Source organism: Metabacillus indicus (genome assembly GCF_046603695.1).
GTDB lineage: Bacteria > Bacillota > Bacilli > Bacillales > Bacillaceae > Bacillus_P > Bacillus_P indicus.
Window position 1 is genome coordinate 836,078 of record NZ_CP176757.1, and the last position, 21,968, is coordinate 858,045.

Annotated in this window: 24 protein-coding genes; 15 read left to right on the plus strand and 9 right to left on the minus strand. The window is 44.8% G+C overall.

Annotation, left to right across the window (positions count from 1 at the left end; genetic code table 11):
• Positions 1–73 precede the first annotated feature (73 nt).
• The 5 genes from ACK1LH_RS04280 (at position 74) to ACK1LH_RS04300 (ending at position 5,687) form a co-directional block, all read left to right on the plus strand.
• Positions 74–1,633 carry a fatty acid--CoA ligase gene (locus tag ACK1LH_RS04280; protein ID WP_411334590.1) on the plus strand — a complete coding sequence of 520 codons (1,560 nt, stop codon included), beginning with the start codon at positions 74–76 and terminating at the stop codon, positions 1,631–1,633.
• 18 nt (positions 1,634–1,651) lie between these two features.
• Positions 1,652–2,800, plus strand: coding sequence for an acyl-CoA dehydrogenase family protein (locus ACK1LH_RS04285; protein ID WP_029567304.1), 1,149 nt, complete (start codon positions 1,652–1,654; stop codon positions 2,798–2,800).
• 21 nt (positions 2,801–2,821) lie between these two features.
• Positions 2,822–3,685 carry a 3-hydroxyacyl-CoA dehydrogenase family protein gene (locus ACK1LH_RS04290; RefSeq protein ID WP_029567305.1) on the plus strand — a complete coding sequence of 288 codons (864 nt, stop codon included), beginning with the start codon at positions 2,822–2,824 and terminating at the stop codon, positions 3,683–3,685.
• Positions 3,682–4,833 carry a thiolase family protein gene (locus ACK1LH_RS04295; RefSeq protein WP_411334591.1) on the plus strand — a complete coding sequence of 384 codons (1,152 nt, stop codon included), beginning with the start codon at positions 3,682–3,684 and terminating at the stop codon, positions 4,831–4,833. The genes ACK1LH_RS04290 and ACK1LH_RS04295 overlap by 4 nt, the downstream gene beginning before the upstream one ends.
• Before the next feature lie 77 nt (positions 4,834–4,910).
• Positions 4,911–5,687 carry an enoyl-CoA hydratase gene (locus ACK1LH_RS04300; RefSeq protein WP_406817999.1) on the plus strand — a complete coding sequence of 259 codons (777 nt, stop codon included), beginning with the start codon at positions 4,911–4,913 and terminating at the stop codon, positions 5,685–5,687.
• Between the two features lie 63 nt (positions 5,688–5,750).
• Here ACK1LH_RS04300 and ACK1LH_RS04305 read toward each other — a convergent pair whose 3' ends face one another.
• Positions 5,751–5,936 carry a YhzD family protein gene (locus tag ACK1LH_RS04305; RefSeq protein WP_029283667.1) on the minus strand — a complete coding sequence of 62 codons (186 nt, stop codon included), beginning with the start codon at positions 5,934–5,936 and terminating at the stop codon, positions 5,751–5,753.
• A 129-nt stretch (positions 5,937–6,065) separates the two neighbouring features.
• On the opposite strand from ACK1LH_RS04305, the gene ACK1LH_RS04310 reads away from it, so the two are divergent.
• The 6 genes from ACK1LH_RS04310 to ACK1LH_RS04335 all read left to right on the plus strand — a co-directional run bounded on the left by ACK1LH_RS04310 (position 6,066) and on the right by ACK1LH_RS04335 (position 14,292).
• Positions 6,066–6,965: an ABC transporter ATP-binding protein gene (locus ACK1LH_RS04310; protein ID WP_029283669.1), complete on the plus strand. Its 900-nt coding sequence runs from the start codon at positions 6,066–6,068 to the stop codon at positions 6,963–6,965.
• A complete protein-coding gene (locus ACK1LH_RS04315; protein ID WP_411334592.1) occupies positions 6,958–8,217 on the plus strand; it encodes an ABC transporter permease in 1,260 nt (419 codons plus the stop codon). Before ACK1LH_RS04310 ends, ACK1LH_RS04315 begins: the two co-directional genes overlap by 8 nt.
• Before the next feature lie 477 nt (positions 8,218–8,694).
• Entirely contained in the window at positions 8,695–9,924 is a 1,230-nt protein-coding gene (locus ACK1LH_RS04320; RefSeq protein ID WP_411334593.1) for a metallophosphoesterase family protein, read from the plus strand.
• A gap of 13 nt (positions 9,925–9,937) precedes the next feature.
• A complete protein-coding gene (locus ACK1LH_RS04325; RefSeq protein WP_411334594.1) occupies positions 9,938–12,952 on the plus strand; it encodes an AAA family ATPase in 3,015 nt (1,004 codons plus the stop codon).
• A gap of 77 nt (positions 12,953–13,029) precedes the next feature.
• A complete protein-coding gene (gene yhaM, locus ACK1LH_RS04330; RefSeq protein ID WP_029283677.1) occupies positions 13,030–13,977 on the plus strand; it encodes a 3'-5' exoribonuclease YhaM in 948 nt (315 codons plus the stop codon).
• A 123-nt stretch (positions 13,978–14,100) separates the two neighbouring features.
• Positions 14,101–14,292: a sporulation YhaL family protein gene (locus tag ACK1LH_RS04335; RefSeq protein ID WP_029283679.1), complete on the plus strand. Its 192-nt coding sequence runs from the start codon at positions 14,101–14,103 to the stop codon at positions 14,290–14,292.
• Positions 14,293–14,876: 584 nt separating this feature from the next.
• Here ACK1LH_RS04335 and ACK1LH_RS04340 read toward each other — a convergent pair.
• Positions 14,877–15,740, minus strand: a complete 864-nt coding sequence (locus ACK1LH_RS04340) for a peptidylprolyl isomerase (RefSeq protein WP_029567310.1) — start codon at positions 15,738–15,740, stop codon at positions 14,877–14,879.
• 265 nt (positions 15,741–16,005) lie between these two features.
• Between ACK1LH_RS04340 and ACK1LH_RS04345 the strand changes: the two genes are divergently transcribed.
• Both ACK1LH_RS04345 and ACK1LH_RS04350 read left to right on the plus strand, forming a co-directional pair.
• On the plus strand, positions 16,006–16,092 hold the full coding sequence (locus ACK1LH_RS04345; protein ID WP_035207754.1) for a YjcZ family sporulation protein: 87 nt from the start codon (positions 16,006–16,008) through the stop codon (positions 16,090–16,092).
• A 101-nt stretch (positions 16,093–16,193) separates the two neighbouring features.
• Entirely contained in the window at positions 16,194–16,274 is an 81-nt protein-coding gene (locus ACK1LH_RS04350; protein WP_101567585.1) for a YjcZ family sporulation protein, read from the plus strand.
• A gap of 244 nt (positions 16,275–16,518) precedes the next feature.
• Here the strand turns inward: ACK1LH_RS04350 and ACK1LH_RS04355 are convergent, their stop codons facing one another.
• Positions 16,519–16,698: a hypothetical protein gene (locus ACK1LH_RS04355; protein ID WP_029283683.1), complete on the minus strand. Its 180-nt coding sequence runs from the start codon at positions 16,696–16,698 to the stop codon at positions 16,519–16,521.
• A gap of 167 nt (positions 16,699–16,865) precedes the next feature.
• Positions 16,866–17,405 carry a DUF3267 domain-containing protein gene (locus ACK1LH_RS04360; RefSeq protein WP_029283684.1) on the minus strand — a complete coding sequence of 180 codons (540 nt, stop codon included), beginning with the start codon at positions 17,403–17,405 and terminating at the stop codon, positions 16,866–16,868.
• Between the two features lie 232 nt (positions 17,406–17,637).
• Between ACK1LH_RS04360 and ACK1LH_RS04365 the strand changes: the two genes are divergently transcribed.
• Complete coding sequence (locus ACK1LH_RS04365; RefSeq protein ID WP_029283687.1) at positions 17,638–17,973, plus strand: DUF1878 family protein; 336 nt, start codon at positions 17,638–17,640, stop codon at positions 17,971–17,973.
• On the opposite strand, the gene ACK1LH_RS04370 is transcribed toward ACK1LH_RS04365, so the two are convergent.
• The gene (locus tag ACK1LH_RS04370) at positions 17,960–18,556 is read right to left on the minus strand and encodes an HTH-type transcriptional regulator Hpr (RefSeq protein ID WP_029283689.1); all 597 of its coding nucleotides are present in this window, start codon (positions 18,554–18,556) and stop codon (positions 17,960–17,962) included. The genes ACK1LH_RS04365 and ACK1LH_RS04370 overlap by 14 nt on opposite strands.
• 202 nt (positions 18,557–18,758) lie before the next feature.
• Positions 18,759–19,115, minus strand: coding sequence for a YtxH domain-containing protein (locus ACK1LH_RS04375; protein ID WP_029283691.1), 357 nt, complete (start codon positions 19,113–19,115; stop codon positions 18,759–18,761).
• A 158-nt stretch (positions 19,116–19,273) separates the two neighbouring features.
• On the opposite strand from ACK1LH_RS04375, the gene ACK1LH_RS04380 reads away from it, so the two are divergent.
• Complete coding sequence (locus ACK1LH_RS04380; RefSeq protein ID WP_029283693.1) at positions 19,274–19,462, plus strand: hypothetical protein; 189 nt, start codon at positions 19,274–19,276, stop codon at positions 19,460–19,462.
• A gap of 39 nt (positions 19,463–19,501) precedes the next feature.
• Here the strand turns inward: ACK1LH_RS04380 and ACK1LH_RS04385 are convergent, their stop codons facing one another.
• From ACK1LH_RS04385 to ACK1LH_RS04395, 3 genes are all read right to left on the minus strand, one after another.
• Positions 19,502–20,023 (minus strand): tryptophan transporter, encoded by a 522-nt coding sequence (locus ACK1LH_RS04385; RefSeq protein ID WP_029283695.1) that lies wholly within the window; start codon positions 20,021–20,023, stop codon positions 19,502–19,504.
• A gap of 116 nt (positions 20,024–20,139) precedes the next feature.
• Complete coding sequence (gene serC / locus ACK1LH_RS04390; protein ID WP_029283696.1) at positions 20,140–21,216, minus strand: 3-phosphoserine/phosphohydroxythreonine transaminase; 1,077 nt, start codon at positions 21,214–21,216, stop codon at positions 20,140–20,142.
• Positions 21,217–21,354: 138 nt separating this feature from the next.
• Positions 21,355–21,777 carry an HIT family protein gene (locus ACK1LH_RS04395; protein WP_029283698.1) on the minus strand — a complete coding sequence of 141 codons (423 nt, stop codon included), beginning with the start codon at positions 21,775–21,777 and terminating at the stop codon, positions 21,355–21,357.
• Positions 21,778–21,968: the final 191 nt, after the last annotated feature.

Genomic DNA, 21,968 nt, shown 5'->3' on the forward strand with positions numbered 1-21,968 from the left:
GAATGTTATTAAAGGGCATACATAGAAGTCACACTTATTTTGAAAACGCTTTCTATTATAAGGAGGAGTTTCCATGTATTCAACGATCGGCCGAGTGTTTGATTTAACTGCTGAAAAATACCCTGCAAAGGAAGCCATTTACGATGTCCGCAGAGGCATCAGATGGAGCTATTCGGAATGGCAGAAGGAAGTAAACAAGCTTGCCAATGCATTCCTTGATGCCGGCGTAAAAAAAGGAGACAGAATTTCAACCTATCTTTTCAATACAATCGAGCTTGCCACGGCTTATTTTGCCAGCGCGAAAATCGGCGCTGTCATCAATCCGATCAACTTCAGGCTGAAGTCACAGGAAGTCGCCTATATTCTGAATGATGCCAAGCCTGCTATTGTCCTGTTTGAGCGTGCGCTGCAGTCGCAGATTGATGAGATTCATTCGCAGTTCAGCGAAATCTCCTTCTGGTTTACCGACAATGAAGCACCAACCTACGCAGTAAGTTATCACGAACGAGTGAAACACGGAGACAGCCTGCTTGAAGACATGCAGATTACTGAAAATGATCTGTATGCGATCATGTATACAAGCGGGACGACTGGCCGTCCAAAAGGCGTGCTTCACAGACATCGGGATATGATCGAGCAGAACCACGTGTGCATTGCCGCCAAAAGACTGACAAAGGACGACAGAGGCCTTGTCGCAGCCCCGATGTTTCACTGTGCTGAGCTGCATTGCTGTTTTCTTCCGAGGGTCCAGGTTGGAGGAAGCAACGTGATTCTGCACCATTTTGAACCGGAGCTTGTGCTGCAGCTGATGGAAGAGGAGAAAATCACCGTTTTCTTCGGTGCTCCGACAATGTGGAATATGATGCTGCAGGAGAAAATTGAAAACTACGACTTGTCTTCACTGAGACTTGGGCTGTACGGTGCAGCCCCGATGGCTCCCGCTCTTGTTAAACTCTGCAAGGAGAAGCTTGGAACAGATCTCATTCAGGCTTACGGCATGACGGAAATGGGACCTGCTGTCACCTTCCTTTCAGAGGATGAGCAGCTGACAAAGGTCGGGTCCGCGGGAAAAGTGTGCTTTGGCCATGAGCTGCGGATTGTAAAGCCAAATGAAAACGGCCCGTCAGAACCCGATGACATTCTGCCTCCAGGCGAGGTCGGCGAAATTATCGTCAAAGGACCGTGCGTGATGGCGGGGTATTTTAATATGCCTGAGGCGACCGAAAAGGCTCTTTATAAAGGCTGGTATCATTCTGGGGATCTCGGATTCCTCGATGGGGACGGTTTTCTTTTTGTAGCCGACAGGGTGGATGACATGATCATCAGCGGCGGTGAAAATGTGTATCCGCGGGAAGTCGAGGATGTTCTGTTCGAACATAAAGGAGTGCTCGATGCAGCTGTTTTAGGTGAACCGCACGAAAAATGGGGCGAGTGCGTGACGGCCTTCATTGTGAGAAAAGAAGCCGGATTAACAGAAGAAGAGCTTGATGAGTTCTGCAGAACAAGTGATAAGCTCGCTCCGTATAAACGGCCGCGAAAGTATCATTTTGTGGATGCATTGCCGAGAAACGCAAGCGGAAAAATCCAGAAATTTTTATTAAGGGAAAAACTTGCTGAACAGCCAAGCGCATAAAACAGGGGGATGAACGAAATGGCAGCTTCGTATTTGCAGAAAGAACACCATATTTTCAGGGAATCGCTGAGGAAATTTTTACAGAAAGAAGCGGTCCCGTACTATGATGAGTGGGAAAAAGCCGGGATGATCCCAAGAGAATTATGGATCAAAATGGGAGAGCAGGGATTCCTGTGTCCATGGGCAGACGAAAAATACGGCGGGTCAGGCGTTGATTTTTCCTATTCCGTCATTATTAACGAAGAGCTTGAAAAAGTGGGGTCAAGCTTTATCGGAGTGAGTCTTCACAATGACATTACCGTGCCATACTTTGAATCGTACGGCTCGGAAGAACTTAAAGACAGGTTCATGCCGACGTGCGTGACTGGAGAGACAATCACAGCCATCGCCATGACAGAGCCGGGGGCGGGCTCGGATCTGTCTGCTGTAAAAACAACCGCTATTAAACACGGAGACTATTATCTTTTAAACGGCGAAAAGACCTTTATTACCAACGGCATTTCATCTGACCTTGTGATTGTCGTCTGCAAGACAGATCCAAAGGCAGTGCCTGCGCATAAAGGAATCAGCCTGATTGTAGTGGAGAGGGACACTCCCGGCTTTAAAAGAGGGAGAAAGCTTGAAAAAGTCGGGCTTCATGCCCAGGACACAGCTGAACTTATTTTTGAAGACTGCAAAGTGCCTGCTGCAAATCTGTTGGGTGAGGAAGGAATGGGCTTTTACTACTTAATGGAAAAGCTGCAGCAGGAACGCTTGCTTGTGGCAATCGGTGCGCAGACTTCAGCAGAAAGAATGCTCAGCATCGCAAAAGACTACACAAAGCAAAGAAAAGCGTTCGGCAAATCAATCAGCGACTTTCAGACCGTTCAGTTCAGGCTCGCTGAAATGGCAACTGAAATTGAAATCGGCCGGACATTTCTTGATTCGGTTATTGAAGATCATCTTGCAGGCAAAAATGCGGTCACGCGCGTTTCCATGGCCAAGTACTGGATTACCGACATGGCCAAAAAGACAGCCGCTGAAGTGATGCAGCTGCACGGGGGCTACGGCTACATGGAAGAGTACGAGATTGCAAGAAGGTTCAGGGACATACCTGTTTCTGCGATTTATGCAGGAACAAATGAAATTATGAAAACCATCATCGTTAAAAATATGGATCTTGCTTAAAAGGCAGAGGAGGAAGCTTCTATGAGCATACAAAAAATTGCCGTCATCGGCTCCGGTCTGATGGGAAGCGGGATTGCCCAGGCATTTGCAGCAGCAGGTAAAACCGTTTATTTGTACGATCTTTCAGAGCAAGTGCTTGGAAAAGCACTTGCCGGCATTGAAAAGAGTCTCTCCCGTTTTGTGAAAGCAGGACACCTGACGGATGATGGGAAATCGCAGGCTCTGGCAAACATTGAAACGTATACGGTGCTTGCAGATGCCGTTAAACAGGCAGAGCTTGTTGTAGAAGCTGTTCCTGAAAATCTGGAGCTTAAAAAGAACATTTTTACCGAGCTTGATGGATGTACCGCTCCAAATGTCATTCTGGCAACAAATACGTCTGAGCTCAGCGTCACAGCAATCGCTGCCGCAACAAAGAGGCCGGACAAAGTCATTGGCATGCACTGGTTCAATCCTGCTCCTGTTATGAAACTGATAGAGATTGTAAGAGGCGTTGATACGTCTGATGAGACAATTGAAGTCATCAGGGAGCTTTCTGCTGAAACGGGGAAAGAAACGGTGCTTGTCAAAGACGCTCAAGGGTTTGTCACGACAAGGGCTCTCTCTGCCCATATGCTCGAGTGCATCCGCATTTATGAGGAAGGAATTGCAAGTGCTGAGGACATTGACAAAGCGGTCAGACTCGGGCTGAATTATCCGATGGGACCGCTTGAGCTTGCCGATCTAGTAGGACTTGATACGATGCTGTTTGTCAGCAACGGCATGGCAGATGCCTACGGTGACCGGTTTCTTCCGCCGCAGCTGCTCAGAAAGCTCGTTGAAGCAGGGCATTACGGACGAAAAACCGGAAAAGGATTCTACACATACGGAGGGGAGAAAAAATGACCAGGGACGTCGTCATCGTTGAAGCCGTAAGAACCGCAGTGGGAAAAAGAAAAGGGGCTCTGCGCGAGACTCACCCTGTTCATCTTGCCGCAGCCGTGCTTGATGAAGTGGTGAAAAGAGCCGGCGTTTCAAAAGATCTGATTGAGGATGTCGTCATGGGGTGTGTATCCCCAATTGCTGAACAGGGGTTCAACATCGGCAGGCTCGCTCTCCTTGATGCAGGATTCCCGGTCAGTGTGCCGGCCGTTCAAATTAACCGGATGTGCGGCTCCGGCCAGCAGGCCATCCATTTTGCATGTCAGGAAATCCGTTCTGGCGATATGGACATCGTCATTGCAGGAGGTGTGGAAAGCATGACAAAGGTGCCGATCTTAAGCGATGGAAATGAGCAGACCATTCCTGAGAGCCTCCATACTAAATATCATTTTGTCCATCAGGGAATTTCCGCTGAAATGATCGCAGAGAAACATGGGATTTCCCGGAGGGAGCTTGATGAATACGCATTAAGAAGTCATCAGCGGGCGCTCGCCGCGATAGAAAAGGGACTCTTCCAATCTGAAATCGTCCCTATGAAAGGCCTGAATAAGGAAGGGGAAGAGATTGACTTCCATCAGGATGAAGGACCGCGGGCGGACACATCTCTTGAAGCACTTGCCGGATTGAAAACAGTGTTTAAAGAGGATGGTGCGGTGACGGCCGGAAACGCAAGCCAGATGAGTGACGGGGCAGCTGCTGTTTTGCTTATGGAGGCAGAAAAAGCGAAAGAGCTTGGCCTGAAAGCAAAAGCAAGGATTGTCGCTCAGGCAGTTGTCGGATCTGATCCGACCTACATGCTTGAAGGAGTGATCCCTGCTACGCAAAAAGTGCTTCAGAAAAGCGGATTAACTGTGAACGATATCGACCTTTTTGAAATCAATGAAGCGTTCGCACCTGTTGTACTTGCATGGCAAAAGGAAATTGGAGCGGATCTTGATAAAGTGAACGTAAACGGCGGCGCCATCGCACTCGGACACCCTCTTGGCGCAACGGGCGCCAAACTGATGACGTCTCTGATTCAGGAGCTTCACAGAAGAGAAGCAAGGTACGGGCTGCTGACGATCTGCATCGGTCACGGAATGGCAACGGCAACGATTATAGAACGGGTGTAAAGTTATCTGAAAATAATATCAATTCAGTCTGAAACGAGCTATAATAAAATAGATGGGTTTATAAATCAGCAAGGGGGATGAACATGGAAACAGTTACATACGGGGTGCACGGAAGATATGCAACAATTGAAATGAACAGACCGGAAGTCTTGAACGCGATGAACGGGCAAATGCTTGAAGAATTGCTGCAGGCCTTTAAACAGGCGGCAGAAAGTGAAGCAGATGTCGTCATACTCTCCGGAAGCGGAAGAGGATTTTCTGCCGGCGGAGACATTAAAACGATGCTGAATTCAATGGATAACGAAGGATTTTCACAGGTCATGGATCTGATTTCAGAGGTAGTCACCACATTTCATACCATGCCAAAAGTAACAATCAGCGCCATTCATGGGCCTGCAGCAGGACTCGGCTTCAGCCTTGCCCTTGCAGCTGATTACGTCGTTGCCCATTCAAGCGCGGTCCTTGCCATGAATTTCATCGGCATCGGACTTGTTCCTGACGGCGGCGGACATTACTTTATGAAAAAACGGCTTGGAGAAACAAAAGCCAAACACTTAATCTGGAGCGGCGAAAAGCTGACGGCAGACGCTGCCCTCAATCTCGACCTTGTTGACCAAGTCACAGATGCAGACCTGCTTGACACAGTAAAGACGCTTGTCGGCGGCATGCTCCAAAGACCGGTCAAAGCAATGGTCGCTTCTAAAAACATTTATTCAGCTGTCGGCAAAGAGGAGCTGCAGCAGATTCTTACACTTGAAAAAGAAACGCAGTACAACATGCGTCAGTCTGAAGATCACAAAGAAGGCATCAAAGCCTTTCTTGAAAAAAGAAAACCCCAGTTTACGGGGAAATAAAAGGCTTCAGCTGAATGTCGGACACAAGTAAAAAATCGCTCATCATTTGAGCGATTTTTTATATTATCTTTCAAAAAGGATTAATTGTCCGCTTGCGGTTGTGCAGCGGTGTGTTTTTTTCAGTGCATCCTTTTCTTCAAGCTTCTGTGTGCCAATTTGCTTTGCTTCATGATCAGTGGCTGCTTCAAAGCTTTCATCCAATAGTTTTTCCCCGTCTTTGCCAAATGCCGTTAAGTAATACAAGCCCATATGATGGCCCCCTTTGCTTGTGATTGATCAGGCTTCTCTTAAGGTATTCTCACTTTTTTCTTTTTTTCCTGCAATAGATGAAACATTTGTATGACACGATACGTACATAAACGGACAGGAGGAATCAGGATGACGTTAAAACTCGAAGGCATTACAAAAAAGTTCGGGACTCATACAGCTGTAAACGACTTGTCGCTTGCCATTCCGGAAAGTGAAATGTTCGGGCTCCTAGGAGCAAACGGCGCAGGCAAAACGACGACTTTCAGGATGATACTTGGCCTTTTAAATCCATCAGAGGGGCAGATTTCATGGGACGGAAAACCAATAGGCTATCATGCGAGCGATTCGATCGGATATCTGCCTGAAGAACGGGGATTGTATCCAAAAGTGAAAGTGCGGGATCAGCTTATTTACCTTGGACGGTTAAAAGGGATGAAAAAGCAGGAAGCTCTTTCCGAAATGGAAAAATGGCTTGAACGATTCAGGATTCCTGAATATGCAGGCAAAAAGGTAGAAGACCTGTCAAAAGGCAACCAGCAGAAAATTCAATTTATAACGGCTGTTCTTCACAGGCCAAAGCTATTGATCCTCGATGAACCGTTCAGCGGTCTGGATCCTGTTAATGTGGAGCTGCTGAAAGAAGCTGTTCTTGATCTGAAAAAACAGGGAACCTCCATCGTTTTCTCAAGCCACAGAATGGAGCATGTAGAGGAACTGTGCCAGCATCTGTGCATCCTTCACAGAGGAAAGCCCGTTGTTCACGGCAACCTGAAGGAAATCAAGCGGTCATTCGGCAAAAAGAATGTCATCATTCACGGTGATTTTGAGATGGATGACCTGCAGCATATGAAAGGCGTGACGAAGTTCAAACAGACGTCAGCAGGTGCAGAGCTTCAAATCACAGGAGAGGAAATATCGCAGGAAATCTTCGCATCCTTATCAGGAAGAGGTTTTGTCCGGAAATTTGAACTGGCAGAACCGTCCCTGAATGATATTTTCATTGAAAAGGCGGGTGCCGTCTATGAATAAGTTCTGGATCATTCTTTTTCATACGTATGTCAGCAAGTTAAAGACAAAATCCTTTTTAATCACAACAGGGATTATCCTCCTGCTGATTGTCGGACTCTCAAACGTGCAATCAGTCATTGAGTTTTTTGACAAGGAAGATCAAGAGGTTGATAAGGTAGCTGTGATTGATCAGACTGAGAGCGATCAGTTATATGGCATTTTTGAACAGAATACGGCTGTCCTTGATAAAAATCTGGAACTTGAAAAATCGGATCAGCCCGAGGAAGAGCTGAAAAAAGCCGTCCTTGATGAAAAGATGGAAGGCTACTACATTCTGACTCTTGATGGAAACGGTTTTCCGCAAGGTTCCTATTTTGCCAGAAGCATAGCGGATTCAAGCATTGCGGGAACTTTTGAACAGGCCCTGCAGCAGACGAAGCTTGCAGCGGGCACGGCAAACCTTGGCCTGAAGCAGGAGGACCTGAACCAGTTATTTTCACCTGTAGAGGTAAAAAGCACAGCGCTTCTTGATAATGCGAAATCAGAGGAAGAATTAAATCAGGCAAGAGGACTTGTCTATGTTCTTCTCTTCATTATCTATTTCGCTGTCATCCTGTATGCAAGCATGATTGCCATGGAGGTTGCGGTTGAAAAATCATCGAGAGTCATGGAAATTCTGATCAGCAGCGTTTCTCCGGTCAAGCAGATGTTTGCAAAGCTGTTTGGAATCGGGCTGCTCAGCCTGACTCAGTTTGGATTGATCATTCTGGTCGGCTATTTTTCGATGCGGGAAAGTCTTGAAAGCGGCGGACTTGCAGGCGGAGGTTTCTTGAGCTTCTCGGATATACCGGCTGGAACACTTGTATACGCAGTGATTTTCTTCCTGCTCGGCTATTTTCTTTTTGCCACCCTTGCTGCGTTTCTCGGATCACTCGTTACGAGGATTGAAGATGTTCAGCAAATGATTTCTCCGCTGACGTTCATCATTATGGCAGCCTTTTTCATCGCCATGTTCGGACTTGGCAATCCGGAGGCTGCATTTATCACCGTTACTTCATTTATCCCGATTTTCTCGCCGATGATCATGTTCCTCAGAGTCGGCATGCTCTCGGTTCCTGTCTGGGAAGTGGCGCTGTCAATCGGACTGCTGATTGCCACAATCGCCGCTCTTGCCGTCATTGGTGCCAGAGTGTATAAAGGCGGAGTACTGATGTACGGAAAATCATCCTCCTTTAAGGATATTAAAAAAGCGATGGAAATTGCGAAGGATTAATAAGGAAGGGAAACCAGAGCCTGATTGGCTCTGGTTTTTTTGTGGGCAGATCGAAAAACTCAGAGGTTGGTAAAACCTACCGAGCTTATAAGAACCATCAATTCAAAAAAACTTAGAGCTTGGTGGCACTTATCAGGCTTATAAGAACCATCAATCCAAAAAACACGGAGGTTGGTGGCACTTATCGAGTTTATAAGAACCATTAAATCAGGGTACCCAGAGGTTGATGGCACTTATCGGGCTTATAAGAACCATCAATCCAAAAAACTCAGAGCTTGGTGGCGCTTATCAGGCTTATAAGAACCATCAATCCAAAAAACTCAGAGCTTGGTGGCACTTATCGGGCTGATAAGAACAATCAAGTAAAGACTGACTCCCGGAGCAAAACGGCTGATTCCGCATTTCTATCCAGAACGTGCATTCGCTTTTTCTTGATGGTACAATATAGAATAAGAGAAAAGTAAAGGAAGGTTCGAGATGAAGGGGATTCGATTTATTCATGCGGCTGATCTGCATGTGGACAGTCCTTTTTTGGGGATGCAGCAGATTGCAGGTCCGATTTTTGAGAGGCTTAAAGAGAGCACGTTTGCTGCTTTGGACCGTTTAATAAAAGTAGCGATTGAAGAAAATGTGGATTTTATGCTGATTGCCGGTGATTTGTACGACGGGGAGGACCGCAGCCTGAAAGCGCAGCTTAGGCTGAAAAAGGCATTTGAAAAGCTGGATGAATACGACATTCCCGTTTACGTCATTCACGGAAATCATGATCATTTAAGCGGAAAATGGCTTGATTTAAGCTGGCCTGGAAATGTACATGTCTTTTCGGAAAAACAGGCTGAATGCAAGGTGTTTGAAAAGAATGGAACGATTGTTCATTTGTACGGGCGCAGCTATCCGGAGAGAGCTGTCTATGAAAACATGACTGCAGCTTTTGAAAAGCGGAATGGCGCAGATTTTCATATTGGCCTGCTGCATGGCTCTGTCAGCGGAAATACGGAGCATGATGCGTATGCGCCGTTTACAGCAGGAGATCTGCTCCAGAAAGAATTCGATTACTGGGCGCTCGGGCATATACACAAGCGCATGTCTCTCCGGGAACAGAATCCTCCCATTCTTTATTCAGGCAATGTACAGGGCAGGAACCGAAAGGAGACAGGCGAAAAGGGCTGTTATCTCGTTTCCATGACGGAAGCGGAAACCTCCTATTCGTTTATGCCGCTTCACGATGTGAGGTGGGAGGAGCTTCAGTTTTCAGCAGACGGCAGCTTTCAGGAGATGCTGAACCGCCTGCATCAGGGCCTGGATGACATGAGAAGCAGCAGGGAACCGGTTGTTGTTACCGTACGGTTAACCGGTACAACTGATTTCTATCATGCCCTTCAAGACGAACCGGTCCTCTCTGACATGCTTGAACAGTGGAACGAAGAAGAAAGCGACAGAGAAAATTTTGTATGGATTTCGTCTGTTATCAATGAAACGATGCCAGTTTCAAGCGCAGATACTCTGCAGCTTGATTCTCATTTTCTGAAAGACCTGACAGAGATGATCCGGGAATTTGATCAATTTGATGAGGCCCTGCAGCCGCTCAGACATCATCCGGTTTATAGAAAACACGTGCAGGATTTCGGGGAAGAGGAAAAAGAGCAGATCAAAAAAGAAGCAGAAACCCTGATTTTTCAGGAGCTTTTTAAACATAGAAGATTGTGAGGCGGAGGAGCACTTGAAAATCATCCAACTGAACATATACGGATACGGACAGTTTCACCACACTGAAATCATGCTTGATTCTCCGTCTTTTCAAGTCATCTACGGTGAAAATGAAGCGGGGAAATCAACCATCATGTCCTTTATACAGAGCATACTATTTGGCTTTCCCCAAAAAGTGCAGCAGGAAAAGAGATATGAGCCTAAGCATGTTAATGCATATGGGGGATCGCTTGTGGCAGAGACGGTCCAGCACGGGCGGGTGAAAATTGAGAGGCTGCCGGGAAAAGCAGGCAGCGGTGTCACGGTTTATTTTGAAAATGGCGAAACGGGAGGCGCAGATGTTCTTCAACAGCTGCTGTCCTATTTTGATAAAACTGTGTATCAGTCCATTTACTCCTTTGATATTCATGGTATTCAGCAGGTAAGCAAAGTTGGTGCCGAAGACTTGGGCAAATTTTTATTATCATCAGGACTGCTTGGTACGGACGCTGTTTTGCAGACAGAACTGAGCCTTTCAAAAAAACAGGAGCAGCTGTTTAAGCCAAATGGCAAAAAACCTGAAATCAATGCAGCGCTTGCTGCCCTTAAAGACATCCACACCGAAGTGATGAAGGCAAAACAGCACCTTGAGCCCTACAGTGATCTGTTAAATGAAAAAGAAGCAGCAGAACATTCATTAAGGGAAATCACAGAGAGAAAAAGAGAGCTTGAAGCAGATGCGAAAAGATTTGGCGAAATCGTTGAAGCCCTTCCGCTTTTTCATGAAGAAGCTGCCCTTAAAGTTGAACTCGACAAAGCGCGGAGTCATTTTCCGTCCAATGGCCTGAAGCGCATGGAAGAGCTTGAAGGAAGAGAATCTCCCCTCAGGTCTGAATATATGGCACTGAAAACCATCATCCGCGAACAAACAGAGGCTATCGAACAAGTGCCGGATGATGAGCGTATTCTTGAGTATAAAGAAGAAATCGAACGGCTGCGCGGAGAGTATTCTGCCTGGGAAATGAAGCGTGCTCAGTATGGCCAGATCAGGACGAAACTAGAAGAAACTGAGAGCAGAATACATGAGGAGAAAAAACGGCTGTTTTCCCATGAAATCGACAACCGCACCATTCTTGATTTAAACACAGGTGCAGCAGTGAAAGAAGAAATCAGAGAAATTGTAGGCAAACATCAGCACCTGCAGCAGAAGAAACAACTTCTTGATCAGCAGTTTGAACGGGTGAAGGAAAACCTTGAAGAAAGTGAAAGCAGATTGTCTGACTATGCCGAAGGAATGCTTGAGGAAGAAGAAAGAAGGCAGCTTGAGGAACGGGTCCGGGACCTTGAAGACGTGCAGCGGGCAAGTCTTGACAAAAAAATACTAAGAGAAGAGCACCGCGCGGTACAAACGGACATTCAAAAGCAAAACGAGGCTGTGAAAAAAAAGAACAGCCGGCTGAAAGGGCTGGGCGCGTTTTTTGCTCTTATCATCCTTCTTTGCACGGGCTGGCTGCTCTCTGAAGAACTTTGGCTGATTGCGGCTGTGCTCTTAAGCCTTGGCCTTGCAGGTTTCTTCATTTTAATGAAAAACAGCAAATCCGATACGTCTTTCTTAGAGCATCTAGAGAAAAAAGAGAAGGAATTAAAAGAGCAGCTAGATGCGGCGGACCATGACTCTGATAGCACCGCAGATATGGAAACGGCAAAGGGAATGCTGTGGAAGGATGAACAAATCAGGCGCTCATACGAACTTGAAGAAGTGGTTTTTAAGCAGAGTGAGCGCGCTTATGACCGTACGGTGTCCAGTTTTGATGACTGGGAAAAGGAATACTATACTGCTGATCAGCAGGCACGGCTCGCGTTTGAAGCCCTTCATATGAACAGCTCCTTTTCGCCTCTCGCCCTCCCTGACCTCCTGCAGTCTGCTGCAAATCTGCAGAAAGATATTCTGGCATTCAGACAGGCAGAAAAGAAAGCAGCAGAGCTTTCAGCTGATCTCACGGCTTATGAAAAAAAGGTCGCTTCCTTGGCACAGTCCTTTGAGATCGAGGGTACTGCTTGCAGCAGCCTTCTTGACGGCCTTTTAAAAGCATTGAAGGATTCTGAAGAAAATAAGCGGCTCCGGGAAACGGCTGCTGCAAAAAGAGCAGAAGCGGAAGATAAGCTTAAGAAGATTGAGGCCGAGATCAGTCTGCTCGAGGAGAAAAAGAAAGAACTTTTATCACTTGCCGACGCCGGTGATACAGAAGAGTTTTGGAAAAGAGCGAAAGAGGCAGAGCATTTGGCTGCTGTTAAACAGAAAGCATCCTGGATTCAGCAGCAGCTGAAGACAAAGCAGCACCTGCTGGCACATGAACCTCTCGATTTTTCAAAGGACTATACAGCAGAAAAGGCCAGGTGTGAGCAGGAGCTTATTGCTGCAGCAGACACAGAGAACCAGCTTAAAAAGAAGCTTGCTGAGCTGACAGTACACATTAAAAGCATGGAAGAATCAGGAGTGTATTCGGATTTAAAACAAAAGGCCGCGCTTCAAAAAGAAGAAGTGAAGCAGCTTGCCCGTCAATGGGCGGTTCTTGCTGCTGCCAGACATATGCTGAACCAGACGGTAGAGTACAGCCGGTCTGTCAGGATGCCAAGCTTACTCCAGCAGGCCGAATCTTTCTTCAGCAGGCTGACGAATGAACGGTATGTGAAAGTTTTTCTCCCTGAAAATGAACAAACCATCACAGTCGAACGAAAAGATGGAACCCGATTTGCAGCGCACGAACTTTCCCAGGCAACAGCAGAGCAGCTCTATATTGGGATCCGGCTGGCGCTCTCATGCCATATCAGTACTTCAGAAGCGATGCCGCTGCTGATTGATGATGGGTTTGTGAATTTTGACAGGGAACGGACAGGCAGGGTGATGGACCTGCTCAGAGAGCTGTCTGAACACCATCAAATTCTATTTTTCACCTGTCAGGAACATTTGTTAAAGCTGTTTCATGAAAGCGAAATTCTGGACCTGGAAAAGAAGAAGAGGGCTGCGGGCCTGTCTCCTCATTCCTGACGCACGGTTTACAGCAGATAAAACAGACTGATTATGCTATACTCAGAATACTGAGTCACTATGGGAGGGACCGCATTATGACGCCAAAAGGCATTAATCATTACGGGGTAGGAGAGCAGGCTGACGTATTCTTGCTTGTTAAAACATCCACTAAAGGCATTGCAAGCAACGGGAAACCGTTTTTAACGCTTATTCTGCAGGATCAATCCGGAGAGATCGAAGCAAAGCTCTGGGATGCAGGTCCTGAGGATGAAGCATCATACAGTTCTCAAAGCATTGTTAAAATATATGGAGACATTCATCATTACCGCGGGCGCAATCAGTTGAAGATCCGCAACATCCGCACAGCATCCGCTGCTGATAACGTGAAAATATCGGATTTTCTTGAAACCGCTCCAGTCGGACAGGAAGAAATGATGGAAAAAGTCACACAGTACATCTTTGAAATGAAAAATCCGAATATCCAGCGCATCACAAGATATCTCATGAAAAAGCATCAGAACGAATTTCTTGAATATCCGGCTGCAACGAAAAACCATCATGAATTTGTATCAGGTCTTGCCTACCATGTCGTGTCCATGCTGGATTTGGCAAAGTCAATCGCAGACCTTTATCCGACCCTGGACAAAGATCTGCTTTATTCAGGTGTCATCCTTCATGACCTAGGAAAAGTTACAGAGCTTTCCGGCCCGATCGGTACGACCTATACGGTAGAAGGAAACCTTATCGGACATATTTCCATCATGGTAAATGAAATCGCAAAAGCAGCAGAGCATCTTGGCATTGAAGGGGAAGAGGTTGTCATCCTTCAGCATCTGGTTCTCAGCCATCACGGAAAAGCGGAGTGGGGAAGCCCTAAACCGCCGCTGATCAAAGAAGCTGAAATTCTTCATTACATCGATAACCTCGATGCAAAAATGAACATGCTTGACCGCGCGCTTGAACGCGTAAAACCAGGCGAATACACGGAGCGCGTTTTTGCTCTTGATAACCGGTCGTTTTATAAACCTGCTTTTCATAAATGATGACAAAGCCCTTTCTCTTTTTAAAGAGGAGGGCTTTTAATTTTTTCAGATAAAGGGATAATCGGCCAGGCTCTCACATATAGTGCAGTAAGAGGCTTGTCAAAGAAAAGGGGGAAATAGGGCATGATTTTGCTGCCATGGTGGGTTTACCTCTGCGTACTTGGGATTTTATACAGCGGCTACATGGCTTTTTCAACAACGAGAAAAGAAAGAATCGTTGAAGAAGCCTATATAGAAAAAGAGGGCAATGTGTACATCGAACGGATGATGAAAGAACGCGAATCGCGGAAAAAGAATGAGGATGAAGAGAACTGAAGATGGTGAAAAAGCAGCCGGGAGTATGTTCCCGGCTGTTTTTTGTGTGTGATGAAATATAGATTTGTGCCCTTCGTGAAGTGTTCCAAGGTGTGAAGGTCACAAAACAGGAAGGAATGTGCCCTTCGTGAGGTGCTCCGTGGTGTGAAGGTCACAAAGCAGGAAGGAATGTGCCCTTCGTGAAGTTTTCCAAGATGCGAAGGTCACAAAACGGGAAGGAATCTGCCCTTCGTTAAGTGTTCCAAGGTGTGAAGGTCACAAAACAGGAAGGAATGTGCCCTTGGTGAAGTGTTCCAAGATGCGAAGGTCACAAAACGGGAAGGAATGTGCCCTTCGTGAAGTGTGCCAAAATGTGAAGGTCACAAAACGGGAAGGAATGTGCCCTTCGTTAAGTGTTCCAAGGTGTGAAGGTCACAAAACAGGAAGGAATGTGCCCTTCGTGAAGTGTTCCGAGGTGTGAAGGTCACAAAACAGGAAGGAATGTGCAGTTTCAGGATATATAAGAACGTGCTTTTAACGACTATACAACCATACGAACTAAAAAAGCCCCGAAGCTTTCACTTCAGGGCATGTACAATTCTTTATTATTGTCCTTCAGCCGGAGCGGCTTCAGGAGCTTTGAATGTATCTTCGAGGTCTTTGTCTTTCACTTTTACATCAGCTTCTTTCAGGGCTTTGTCAAGGGCTCCCTGAACAGCATCTGGCTGGCCTACTTTTTGTTTCTTCACGTCAGCTTCAAGCTGCTTTTTCATTTCTTCGTAAGGTTTTACTGTTTCAGTTACTTTGATGATGTGGTAGCCAAATTCAGATTTGACCGGCGCGCTTACTTCTCCTTCTTTAAGAGCGAAAGCTGCTTTTTCGAACTCAGGAACCATTTGTCCTTCGCCAAACCAGCCTAAGTCGCCGCCGTTTTGTCCTGAAGGATCTTTAGATGCTTCTTTTGCAAGATCTTCAAACTTTTCGCCTTTATCAAGACGTGATTTGATTTCTTTTGCCGTTTTTTCGTCTTCAACAAGGATGTGGCTTGCTTTTACTTTGCCTTTAAGTGTTTCGTAGTATTGCTTTGTGTCTTCGTCTGTTACTTTTACTTCTTTTTCAGCTGCTTTTTTGCGGAGCAGGTCCACTTTTACCATATCTTTAACAGTCTTTTCGCCTTGCTGCTGAATGACTGCTTCAAATTGAGGGCCATATTGCTGAGTTAAGTTATCGATTTCCTGATCTACTTCTTTGTCCGTTACTTTGTAGTCTTCGCTTAGTACTTTTTCATGGACAAGCTCTGTCAGAACATCTTTTCCAAAGCGGTCTTTCATAGCTTCGTAAAATTCGTCCTTCGTTACGTTGCCTGCTTTTGTTTCAGCGATGACTTCTGAACCGCCATCATTGTTACTGCATGCGCCAAGTGCTAAAACACTGGATGCTGCTGCTAGTGCGAGAGCAAATCTTTTCATCTGATACAACTCCTGATTCTGTTTTTAGTAAGGGGATTTCGCCTTTTCTGCGGGTTAATGTTTGAAAACAAGTATGTACATGCAAAAAAGCAGGGGCGGAATATCCTTAAGGCAGCGGACTGCCTAATTATTGGAACACTATACCACATTGTGCCATGAACTAAAAAGTTTTGCAATAGGACCAGGGTAATCAGGGCATTCGTCTAGGTCAAATCGGCAAAACGTCCATATGATGTATGGAACACCGATAAGGGAGGTTTTCATTATGGGATACGGATATTCAAACGGTTTTGCATTGCTGGTGGTTCTGTTCATTTTATTAATCATTATTGGTGCTTCTTATCTTTACTAGGAAGCGAAGGGCTAAAAATTTTCAAACAAAAGACAGTAGCCTATTCGCTGTAAAGTGATCATGCATAGTATAACTTACCGATGTATAAAGGAGGTGTCATTATGGGAGGATACGCTGGAGGCTTCGCGTTAATCGTAGTTTTGTTCATCTTATTGATCATTGTTGGTGCTGCTTGGCTGTAAGCCAAAACTAAAATAGCTGACAGATAATCTGTCAGCTATCATTGTATAAGCTGTATGCGTCAGTTTGCATACAGCTTTTTAAGTGTTAAGGATGTACATAATTTTGCACTGTGTTGTCTAGCTTCACCGCCCAACTCCTCTGCCAGAACAAAATCCCCCAAAAAGTCATAAACCGGACTTTTCGTGTGATTTCTTATCTGCCTTTCGGAGCTAAACCGGGCGCTTACGCTTTTCTGATTGAAATCTAAGTAAACAAGATTTCTATGTAAGATGAAACCAATAAGATGGTGATCAGGACATTGATTGTCCGGAATACTTTTGTTTGTCGGTCTTCAGGAATCTCTCTTACCAGGCAGAGTGCGCTGGTTAATTTATTGATATAGAATAAGATGAACACTGCAAACAAAATGAAAAAAGCTATCATATGAGATTCCCCCTCTCCTCACTGATACATATAAGATTACCAAAAATCGAGTGAAAAAGATAGCAATGACTCCTAATAAATAGCAAAAGAAAAGCATCTCAGTATTGAGCTGCTTTTCTTAACCGGGGTCAAGCCTATCCTATTCGGCAATGCTCCCTGTTATGCTCTTATTTTTGGAAGAGGATTTCAAAGCTCTCGTCCGCTTCTTCAATGTAGCAGGCCTTTGGAGCCTTTAGCAGATGATTCATGTAAATAAAGTCTGTTATGCAAATGCCGGTGTGAAAGGCGATTCCCAGACTGAAATAATGCAGGTAAGAAGGGAATGCTATCAAGCCTGCAGCAAGAGCTGAGTTCACAAGCACAATTGGCGCTGCAAGAGACAGCAGCATCATCGTTTTTGATACATTGCAGTTTGTTTTTAAATAGATAACCGGCAGTATATAGGATTGAACCCTGCATTTCAGTGATACGCGGTATCCGGCCATCCAAAGCGGCAGGGCATGCAGCAGCTTGTGGCATGGTACAACGCAAAAAGCAAACAAAAGAAGCAGGAGAAAGTGATCTGCTTTAAGATGGATGTATGGGAAAACGACCATTAATGGCAGATAGATGCCGATAAACGTAGTCATCATGATGAATGCAGCTAATATAGACAATCTATGGAATCCATAATCTTTTGAAAGATTAATGGTTTTCCAGCAGTTCATTAAAATCACCGTCCGAAAATCATGTCTGAGACATAATTGGTATTGAAAAAAAGGAGCTCAGTCCGGCTCCGATACATACTTTACGATGCCTGAACAGAAATTGCAATATGAAATTTCGGATGAAAACGGTTAAAATGAAAAATAGGAATCTTTTACAAAAGATGAGCCTACCTAAATGAGGCGGAATGATTTAAAATATAGGAACGAATCAGAAGGAAAGAAGTGAACGGGAGTGGAATCGTTTGAAAAACGCATGGCCAATTTGGAGTATTATCAAAAGATGCTGATTAAGATGGCTGATGCTGAAAAATATCCCTTTTATGTATCGGTTATGAAGGCGGGACTTTCAGCAGAGGAAATTGAAGAGATCCACCGTATATGCAGAGAACTCGAAGATATGCTTGCAGAACAAAAAGAGCAAGGGCTTCTGAATTACGAAAGCCTTCTTACTCTTTTTGCGGGTCAGCTGAATTATAAGCTTTCTGTCGATGACACCATTATTCACCTGCATAAACAGGGGCTTTATGAGCCGCTGATGGGTGAATTCAGAAACATTATTCGGAAATAGCCGGAACAGTTTCAGCTTCTGGGTCTGCAAGCTTTTTCAGCTTCCGGTTTTCCTCAACAAATTCCTTTTCGATGTTCGTAAAGGAATGCTCGAAGATCTCCATAAAATCGTCCCCGTAAATGTTTCGAATGATGCACATCATTTCCATAATCTCAGGGAATTTTCCGTATAAGTTTTGAAGGGGCAGGGCTCCTTTAAAAACGGCATTTCTGCTTGGATCATAATCTTCAAGCAGCTTCAGAAGAATTTCTTCTCCCTGCTCTGTCAGCTGAATGTACGTATTCCGTTTGTCATTCTGCTTTTTGGAAAACTCAAGATAGCCTCTTTCTTCAAGCTTTTTTGAAAAGTTAAAGGCTGTTGAAACATGCATGACCCCGAATTTGGCAATTTCAGAGATTGAAGCGCCCTTTAAATGATAGGCAATCCATAAAATATGGTGCTCATTTATATTTAAGTCATAGGGCTTTATCCATTGCTGCCAGTCTTTTTCGATGGATTTCCACAAAGCTTTGCTCAGCTGAGCGATTCTCTGGCTGAATAACAAGGCTTCTTTAATGGAATAATCCTGTTCGTTTCGTTTCATCCCCAGTCACCTACTTTTTCTCTTTTACTCTTATATTCTATTATGCCAATAAAATAAAGATTAATAAAGATTAAATTTACAAAATTTTTAAATAAATTGTTAAAAAGCCGGAAAAGCGTTGTTTTACTCACATAAAAAAAAGAGCGGCCTGTGAGAAAATCTGCCGCTCTTATTTCATAATTGGTTTGTCTACAAAAACAATCTATTTGTTCAGTGTTTGCTCAAGCTCTTTTATTTTTTCTTCAATCTGGCTGATTTCTTTCTGAAGCTCTGCTTTATGCGGCTCAATTTCCTCCTGCCAGGTCTGAATCGATTTCTGCAGATCAGCCGTTACATCCTTTAGTACGACAGCGCTTTCTTGAGCGGTCTTTACAACCGATTCTTTCAGGGAGATGCTGTCATCTTTCAGCTGTATGAGAATGGATTCGAGTTTTTGTTTGTTTTGCTTTAATTGAGTCCGCAGGTCCCTGCCGGAAGAAGGTGCTGTCAGGATGGTCGCAAGTCCTCCGATTACGCCTCCTACAAGCAGGCCTGTCATTAAAGATTTTCCATTTGCCATAGGTATCACTCCAGTTTTTTTGTTATGTACATATAGACTCTAAGGAAGTCATTCCTTATTAAATACCCTCTGTTAAGGGAGATAAACGCTTGTTTTACTCATAGCATATGCCGTTTTTGCATAGGTATGAGTAGGGACATGAAAGGGGAGGGGGAAGAGTGGCAGGAGTTATTTTTCTGTTTTTTGCCGTCAGTTTGCTTCTGTTTACCGGATCGTTTCACTATCTGAAATTGGCTCAGCAGTCCGCTTCCTATCCGCCTAAGCATATTGTTCATCAAAAAGCAGCAGTCCTTGCAGGCGGAGGAGCCATTGCGCTTTTAATTGGGATCTTATTTTATACCGTATAAGTTTTAAAAAAACCCGACCGTTTAGGATCGGGTTTTCGTTTAGTTAAGTGCAATTTTTGAACGTTTAAGGATTGTCTGCACAATCGGGTATATAAAGACCATGGCCACAGTGTTCATCGCAACAGCAGGAAGAACAACTGCGAGAAATAATGCTGTAAATCCAGCTCCGCCAGGCAGACCTACAATAAAAAAGGCTGCTGTCAGGAAAACCGTTCCGGATACGAGTGTGCCGACAGCTGTCAAGACGCCCGCTCCTGCTACAGTTGAAGCATATTTCTTAATCATCAGTACAAGCAAGTAGAAAACAAAGGCTGTTACAATCTTGTCAATCACATTCGGAAGCAATCCCCCGGGGAAGCTGGTTGTCAGGCCCGAAAGGACACCTGTTACTGCTCCAAGCAGGAAAACGTTGCGGATGTGCGGGAAAAGCAGAATGCCTAAAAACATCATCGTCAGCATCATATCAGGCTTCATGCCTCCGAAGATCGGCGGAATAATACCGTGAAGCGCCAAACCCATTGCGACAAATAAAGATAACACCACTAAAACTCTTGTATTCATTTCTCAACTCTCCTCAGTCTAAGCTCTTTTTTTTGGCCTCCCCAATAATGACCTCTGTCTTATTGCGGGAGAACTTAAAAACAGTATAACAGGTATTTCTTCCCTTGTAAAAAAGATTATCTGTGTTTTTTCTGGAATTCCGTCATGAATTCTGCAAGCGCTTCGCAGGCTTCAAGCGGTACGGCGTTATAAGCGGAAGCACGGCATCCTCCAATGGAGCGGTGGCCGTTTAAACCGGAAAATCCTCTTTCTTTTGATTCCTTAAGAAACGCTTTTGTTAATTCTTCATTTTCCAAAGTAAACGTAATGTTCATGTTCGAGCGGCTTTCTTTTTTCGCATGGCCCCTATAAAATCCTCCGCTTTTGTCAATGCATGAATAGATAATTTGCGCTTTACGCTCGTTCAGCTCTTCAATGGCTGCAAGGCCGCCTTGTTCTTTCATCCACTCAAGCACTAATGAAAGCATGTAAATGGCAAAAGTGGGAGGTGTATTATAAAGCGAATTCTGCTTCGAGTGAGTCGCATATTTCAAAATGGAAGGGATCTCCTGATTGGCATTCTCAAGCATCTCTTTTTTCACGATCACAACTGTGACGCCTGAAGGACCGAGGTTTTTCTGCGCTCCTGCATAGATAAGGGAAAATTGGCTGACATCGATTTTCCTGCTCATAATGTCGCTTGACATATCAGCTACTAAAGGAAGTTTTGTTTTAGGAAAGCTCTTCCATTGTGTGCCGTAAATCGTATTATTGGATGTAAGGTGGACATAGCTTCCTTCAGAAGGATCTTCAAATTCTTCAGGCACAAAGGTATAACGGTCGTCTTTTGAAGAGCCGATAACAGCTGTTTCTCCCAGCTTTTCCGCTTCTGCCAGGGCCTTTTCAGACCAGACGCCGCTCATCACAAAGTGAGCAGGTGAACCGCTTTTTAAAAAATTCATCGGAATCATCGCAAATTGAAGGCTCGCTCCGCCCTGCAGAAACAGAACTTCGTATTCTTCAGGAATGTCCATTAGCTCCCGCATCAGTTGGGAAGCTTTGTTATGTACATCTTCATACGGTTTGCTCCTGTGGCTGAGTTCCATGACCGACATGCCTGTACCTTTAAAATCAATAAGTTCGCTTTGGGCTTTTTCCAGAACTGCAAGCGGGATGGCAGCAGGTCCGGCATTAAAATTGTGCGTTCGTTTCATGAAAAATGTCACTCCTCACTTTGTCGCGGTGCATGATTAAAAAATCTATTTTTATATCCTAACATGAAATGAGAAAACGGAGTCGGAATTTTTAAAAAATATTTCAGGGCATGAAAAAACCCGCTTCGTAAGCGGGTATTATAGAAGACCTTCCTGAATAGTAGAAGCAATTTGCTTCAAGTCATCAGGCGTATAATCTTCCGTATGGGTTTTCCAGACCGCTCCAAAACCGTCGCCTTTTCCGTAGCGCGGAATCAGATGAATGTGATAGTGAAAAACGGACTGTCCGGCTTTTTCGCCGTTGTTGTTCAGGATGTTCATGCCAACAGGCTGAAACTGCTCTTTAATGGCATTTGCAATTTTAGGAACGGTTTCAAAAACATTGCGGGCAATATCAGGTGTTAATTCATAAATGTTTTCCTTATGTACTTTCGGAATGACCAAAGTATGGCCTTTTGTGACCTGGCTGATGTCGAGGAACGCAACAACATGTTCATTTTCAAATACTTTTGCACTTGGAATTTCCCCGTTTACGATCTTGCAGAAAATACATCCGCTCATTCCATTCATCCTTTCGTGGGTACGGTTTGCTTATCCATATAGTACCATAGCTGGCTGTGGGGATTCAAAAGATGAGAGGGAGGATTCTAAATTGTTTTTGCCGCACAAACTCTGGTGGGAGAAGAGAGGAAAGTGTTCTAAAAAGGGTTTAGCAACATTAACCCTGGTTGGAGAAGAGGGGAAAGTGTTCT

Bases quoted from the DNA above. Each gene is read 5' to 3' on its own strand.
- ACK1LH_RS04280 (WP_411334590.1), top strand. From the start codon at position 74: ATGTATTCAACGATCGGCCGAGTGTTTGATTTAACTGCTGAAAAATAC.
- ACK1LH_RS04285 (WP_029567304.1), top strand. From the start codon at position 1,652: ATGGCAGCTTCGTATTTGCAGAAAGAACACCATATTTTCAGGGAATCG.
- ACK1LH_RS04290 (WP_029567305.1), top strand. From the start codon at position 2,822: ATGAGCATACAAAAAATTGCCGTCATCGGCTCCGGTCTGATGGGAAGC.
- ACK1LH_RS04295 (WP_411334591.1), top strand. From the start codon at position 3,682: ATGACCAGGGACGTCGTCATCGTTGAAGCCGTAAGAACCGCAGTGGGA.
- ACK1LH_RS04300 (WP_406817999.1), top strand. From the start codon at position 4,911: ATGAACATGGAAACAGTTACATACGGGGTGCACGGAAGATATGCAACA.
- ACK1LH_RS04305 (WP_029283667.1), bottom strand. From the start codon at position 5,936: ATGGGCTTGTATTACTTAACGGCATTTGGCAAAGACGGGGAAAAACTA.
- ACK1LH_RS04310 (WP_029283669.1), top strand. From the start codon at position 6,066: ATGACGTTAAAACTCGAAGGCATTACAAAAAAGTTCGGGACTCATACA.
- ACK1LH_RS04315 (WP_411334592.1), top strand. From the start codon at position 6,958: ATGAATAAGTTCTGGATCATTCTTTTTCATACGTATGTCAGCAAGTTA.
- ACK1LH_RS04320 (WP_411334593.1), top strand. From the start codon at position 8,695: ATGAAGGGGATTCGATTTATTCATGCGGCTGATCTGCATGTGGACAGT.
- yhaM (WP_029283677.1), top strand. From the start codon at position 13,030: ATGACGCCAAAAGGCATTAATCATTACGGGGTAGGAGAGCAGGCTGAC.
- ACK1LH_RS04335 (WP_029283679.1), top strand. From the start codon at position 14,101: ATGATTTTGCTGCCATGGTGGGTTTACCTCTGCGTACTTGGGATTTTA.
- ACK1LH_RS04340 (WP_029567310.1), bottom strand. From the start codon at position 15,740: ATGAAAAGATTTGCTCTCGCACTAGCAGCAGCATCCAGTGTTTTAGCA.
- ACK1LH_RS04345 (WP_035207754.1), top strand. From the start codon at position 16,006: ATGGGATACGGATATTCAAACGGTTTTGCATTGCTGGTGGTTCTGTTC.
- ACK1LH_RS04350 (WP_101567585.1), top strand. From the start codon at position 16,194: ATGGGAGGATACGCTGGAGGCTTCGCGTTAATCGTAGTTTTGTTCATC.
- ACK1LH_RS04355 (WP_029283683.1), bottom strand. From the start codon at position 16,698: ATGATAGCTTTTTTCATTTTGTTTGCAGTGTTCATCTTATTCTATATC.
- ACK1LH_RS04360 (WP_029283684.1), bottom strand. From the start codon at position 17,405: ATGAACTGCTGGAAAACCATTAATCTTTCAAAAGATTATGGATTCCAT.
- ACK1LH_RS04370 (WP_029283689.1), bottom strand. From the start codon at position 18,556: ATGAAACGAAACGAACAGGATTATTCCATTAAAGAAGCCTTGTTATTC.
- ACK1LH_RS04375 (WP_029283691.1), bottom strand. From the start codon at position 19,115: ATGGCAAATGGAAAATCTTTAATGACAGGCCTGCTTGTAGGAGGCGTA.
- ACK1LH_RS04385 (WP_029283695.1), bottom strand. From the start codon at position 20,023: ATGAATACAAGAGTTTTAGTGGTGTTATCTTTATTTGTCGCAATGGGT.
- serC (WP_029283696.1), bottom strand. From the start codon at position 21,216: ATGAAACGAACGCACAATTTTAATGCCGGACCTGCTGCCATCCCGCTT.
- ACK1LH_RS04395 (WP_029283698.1), bottom strand. From the start codon at position 21,777: ATGAGCGGATGTATTTTCTGCAAGATCGTAAACGGGGAAATTCCAAGT.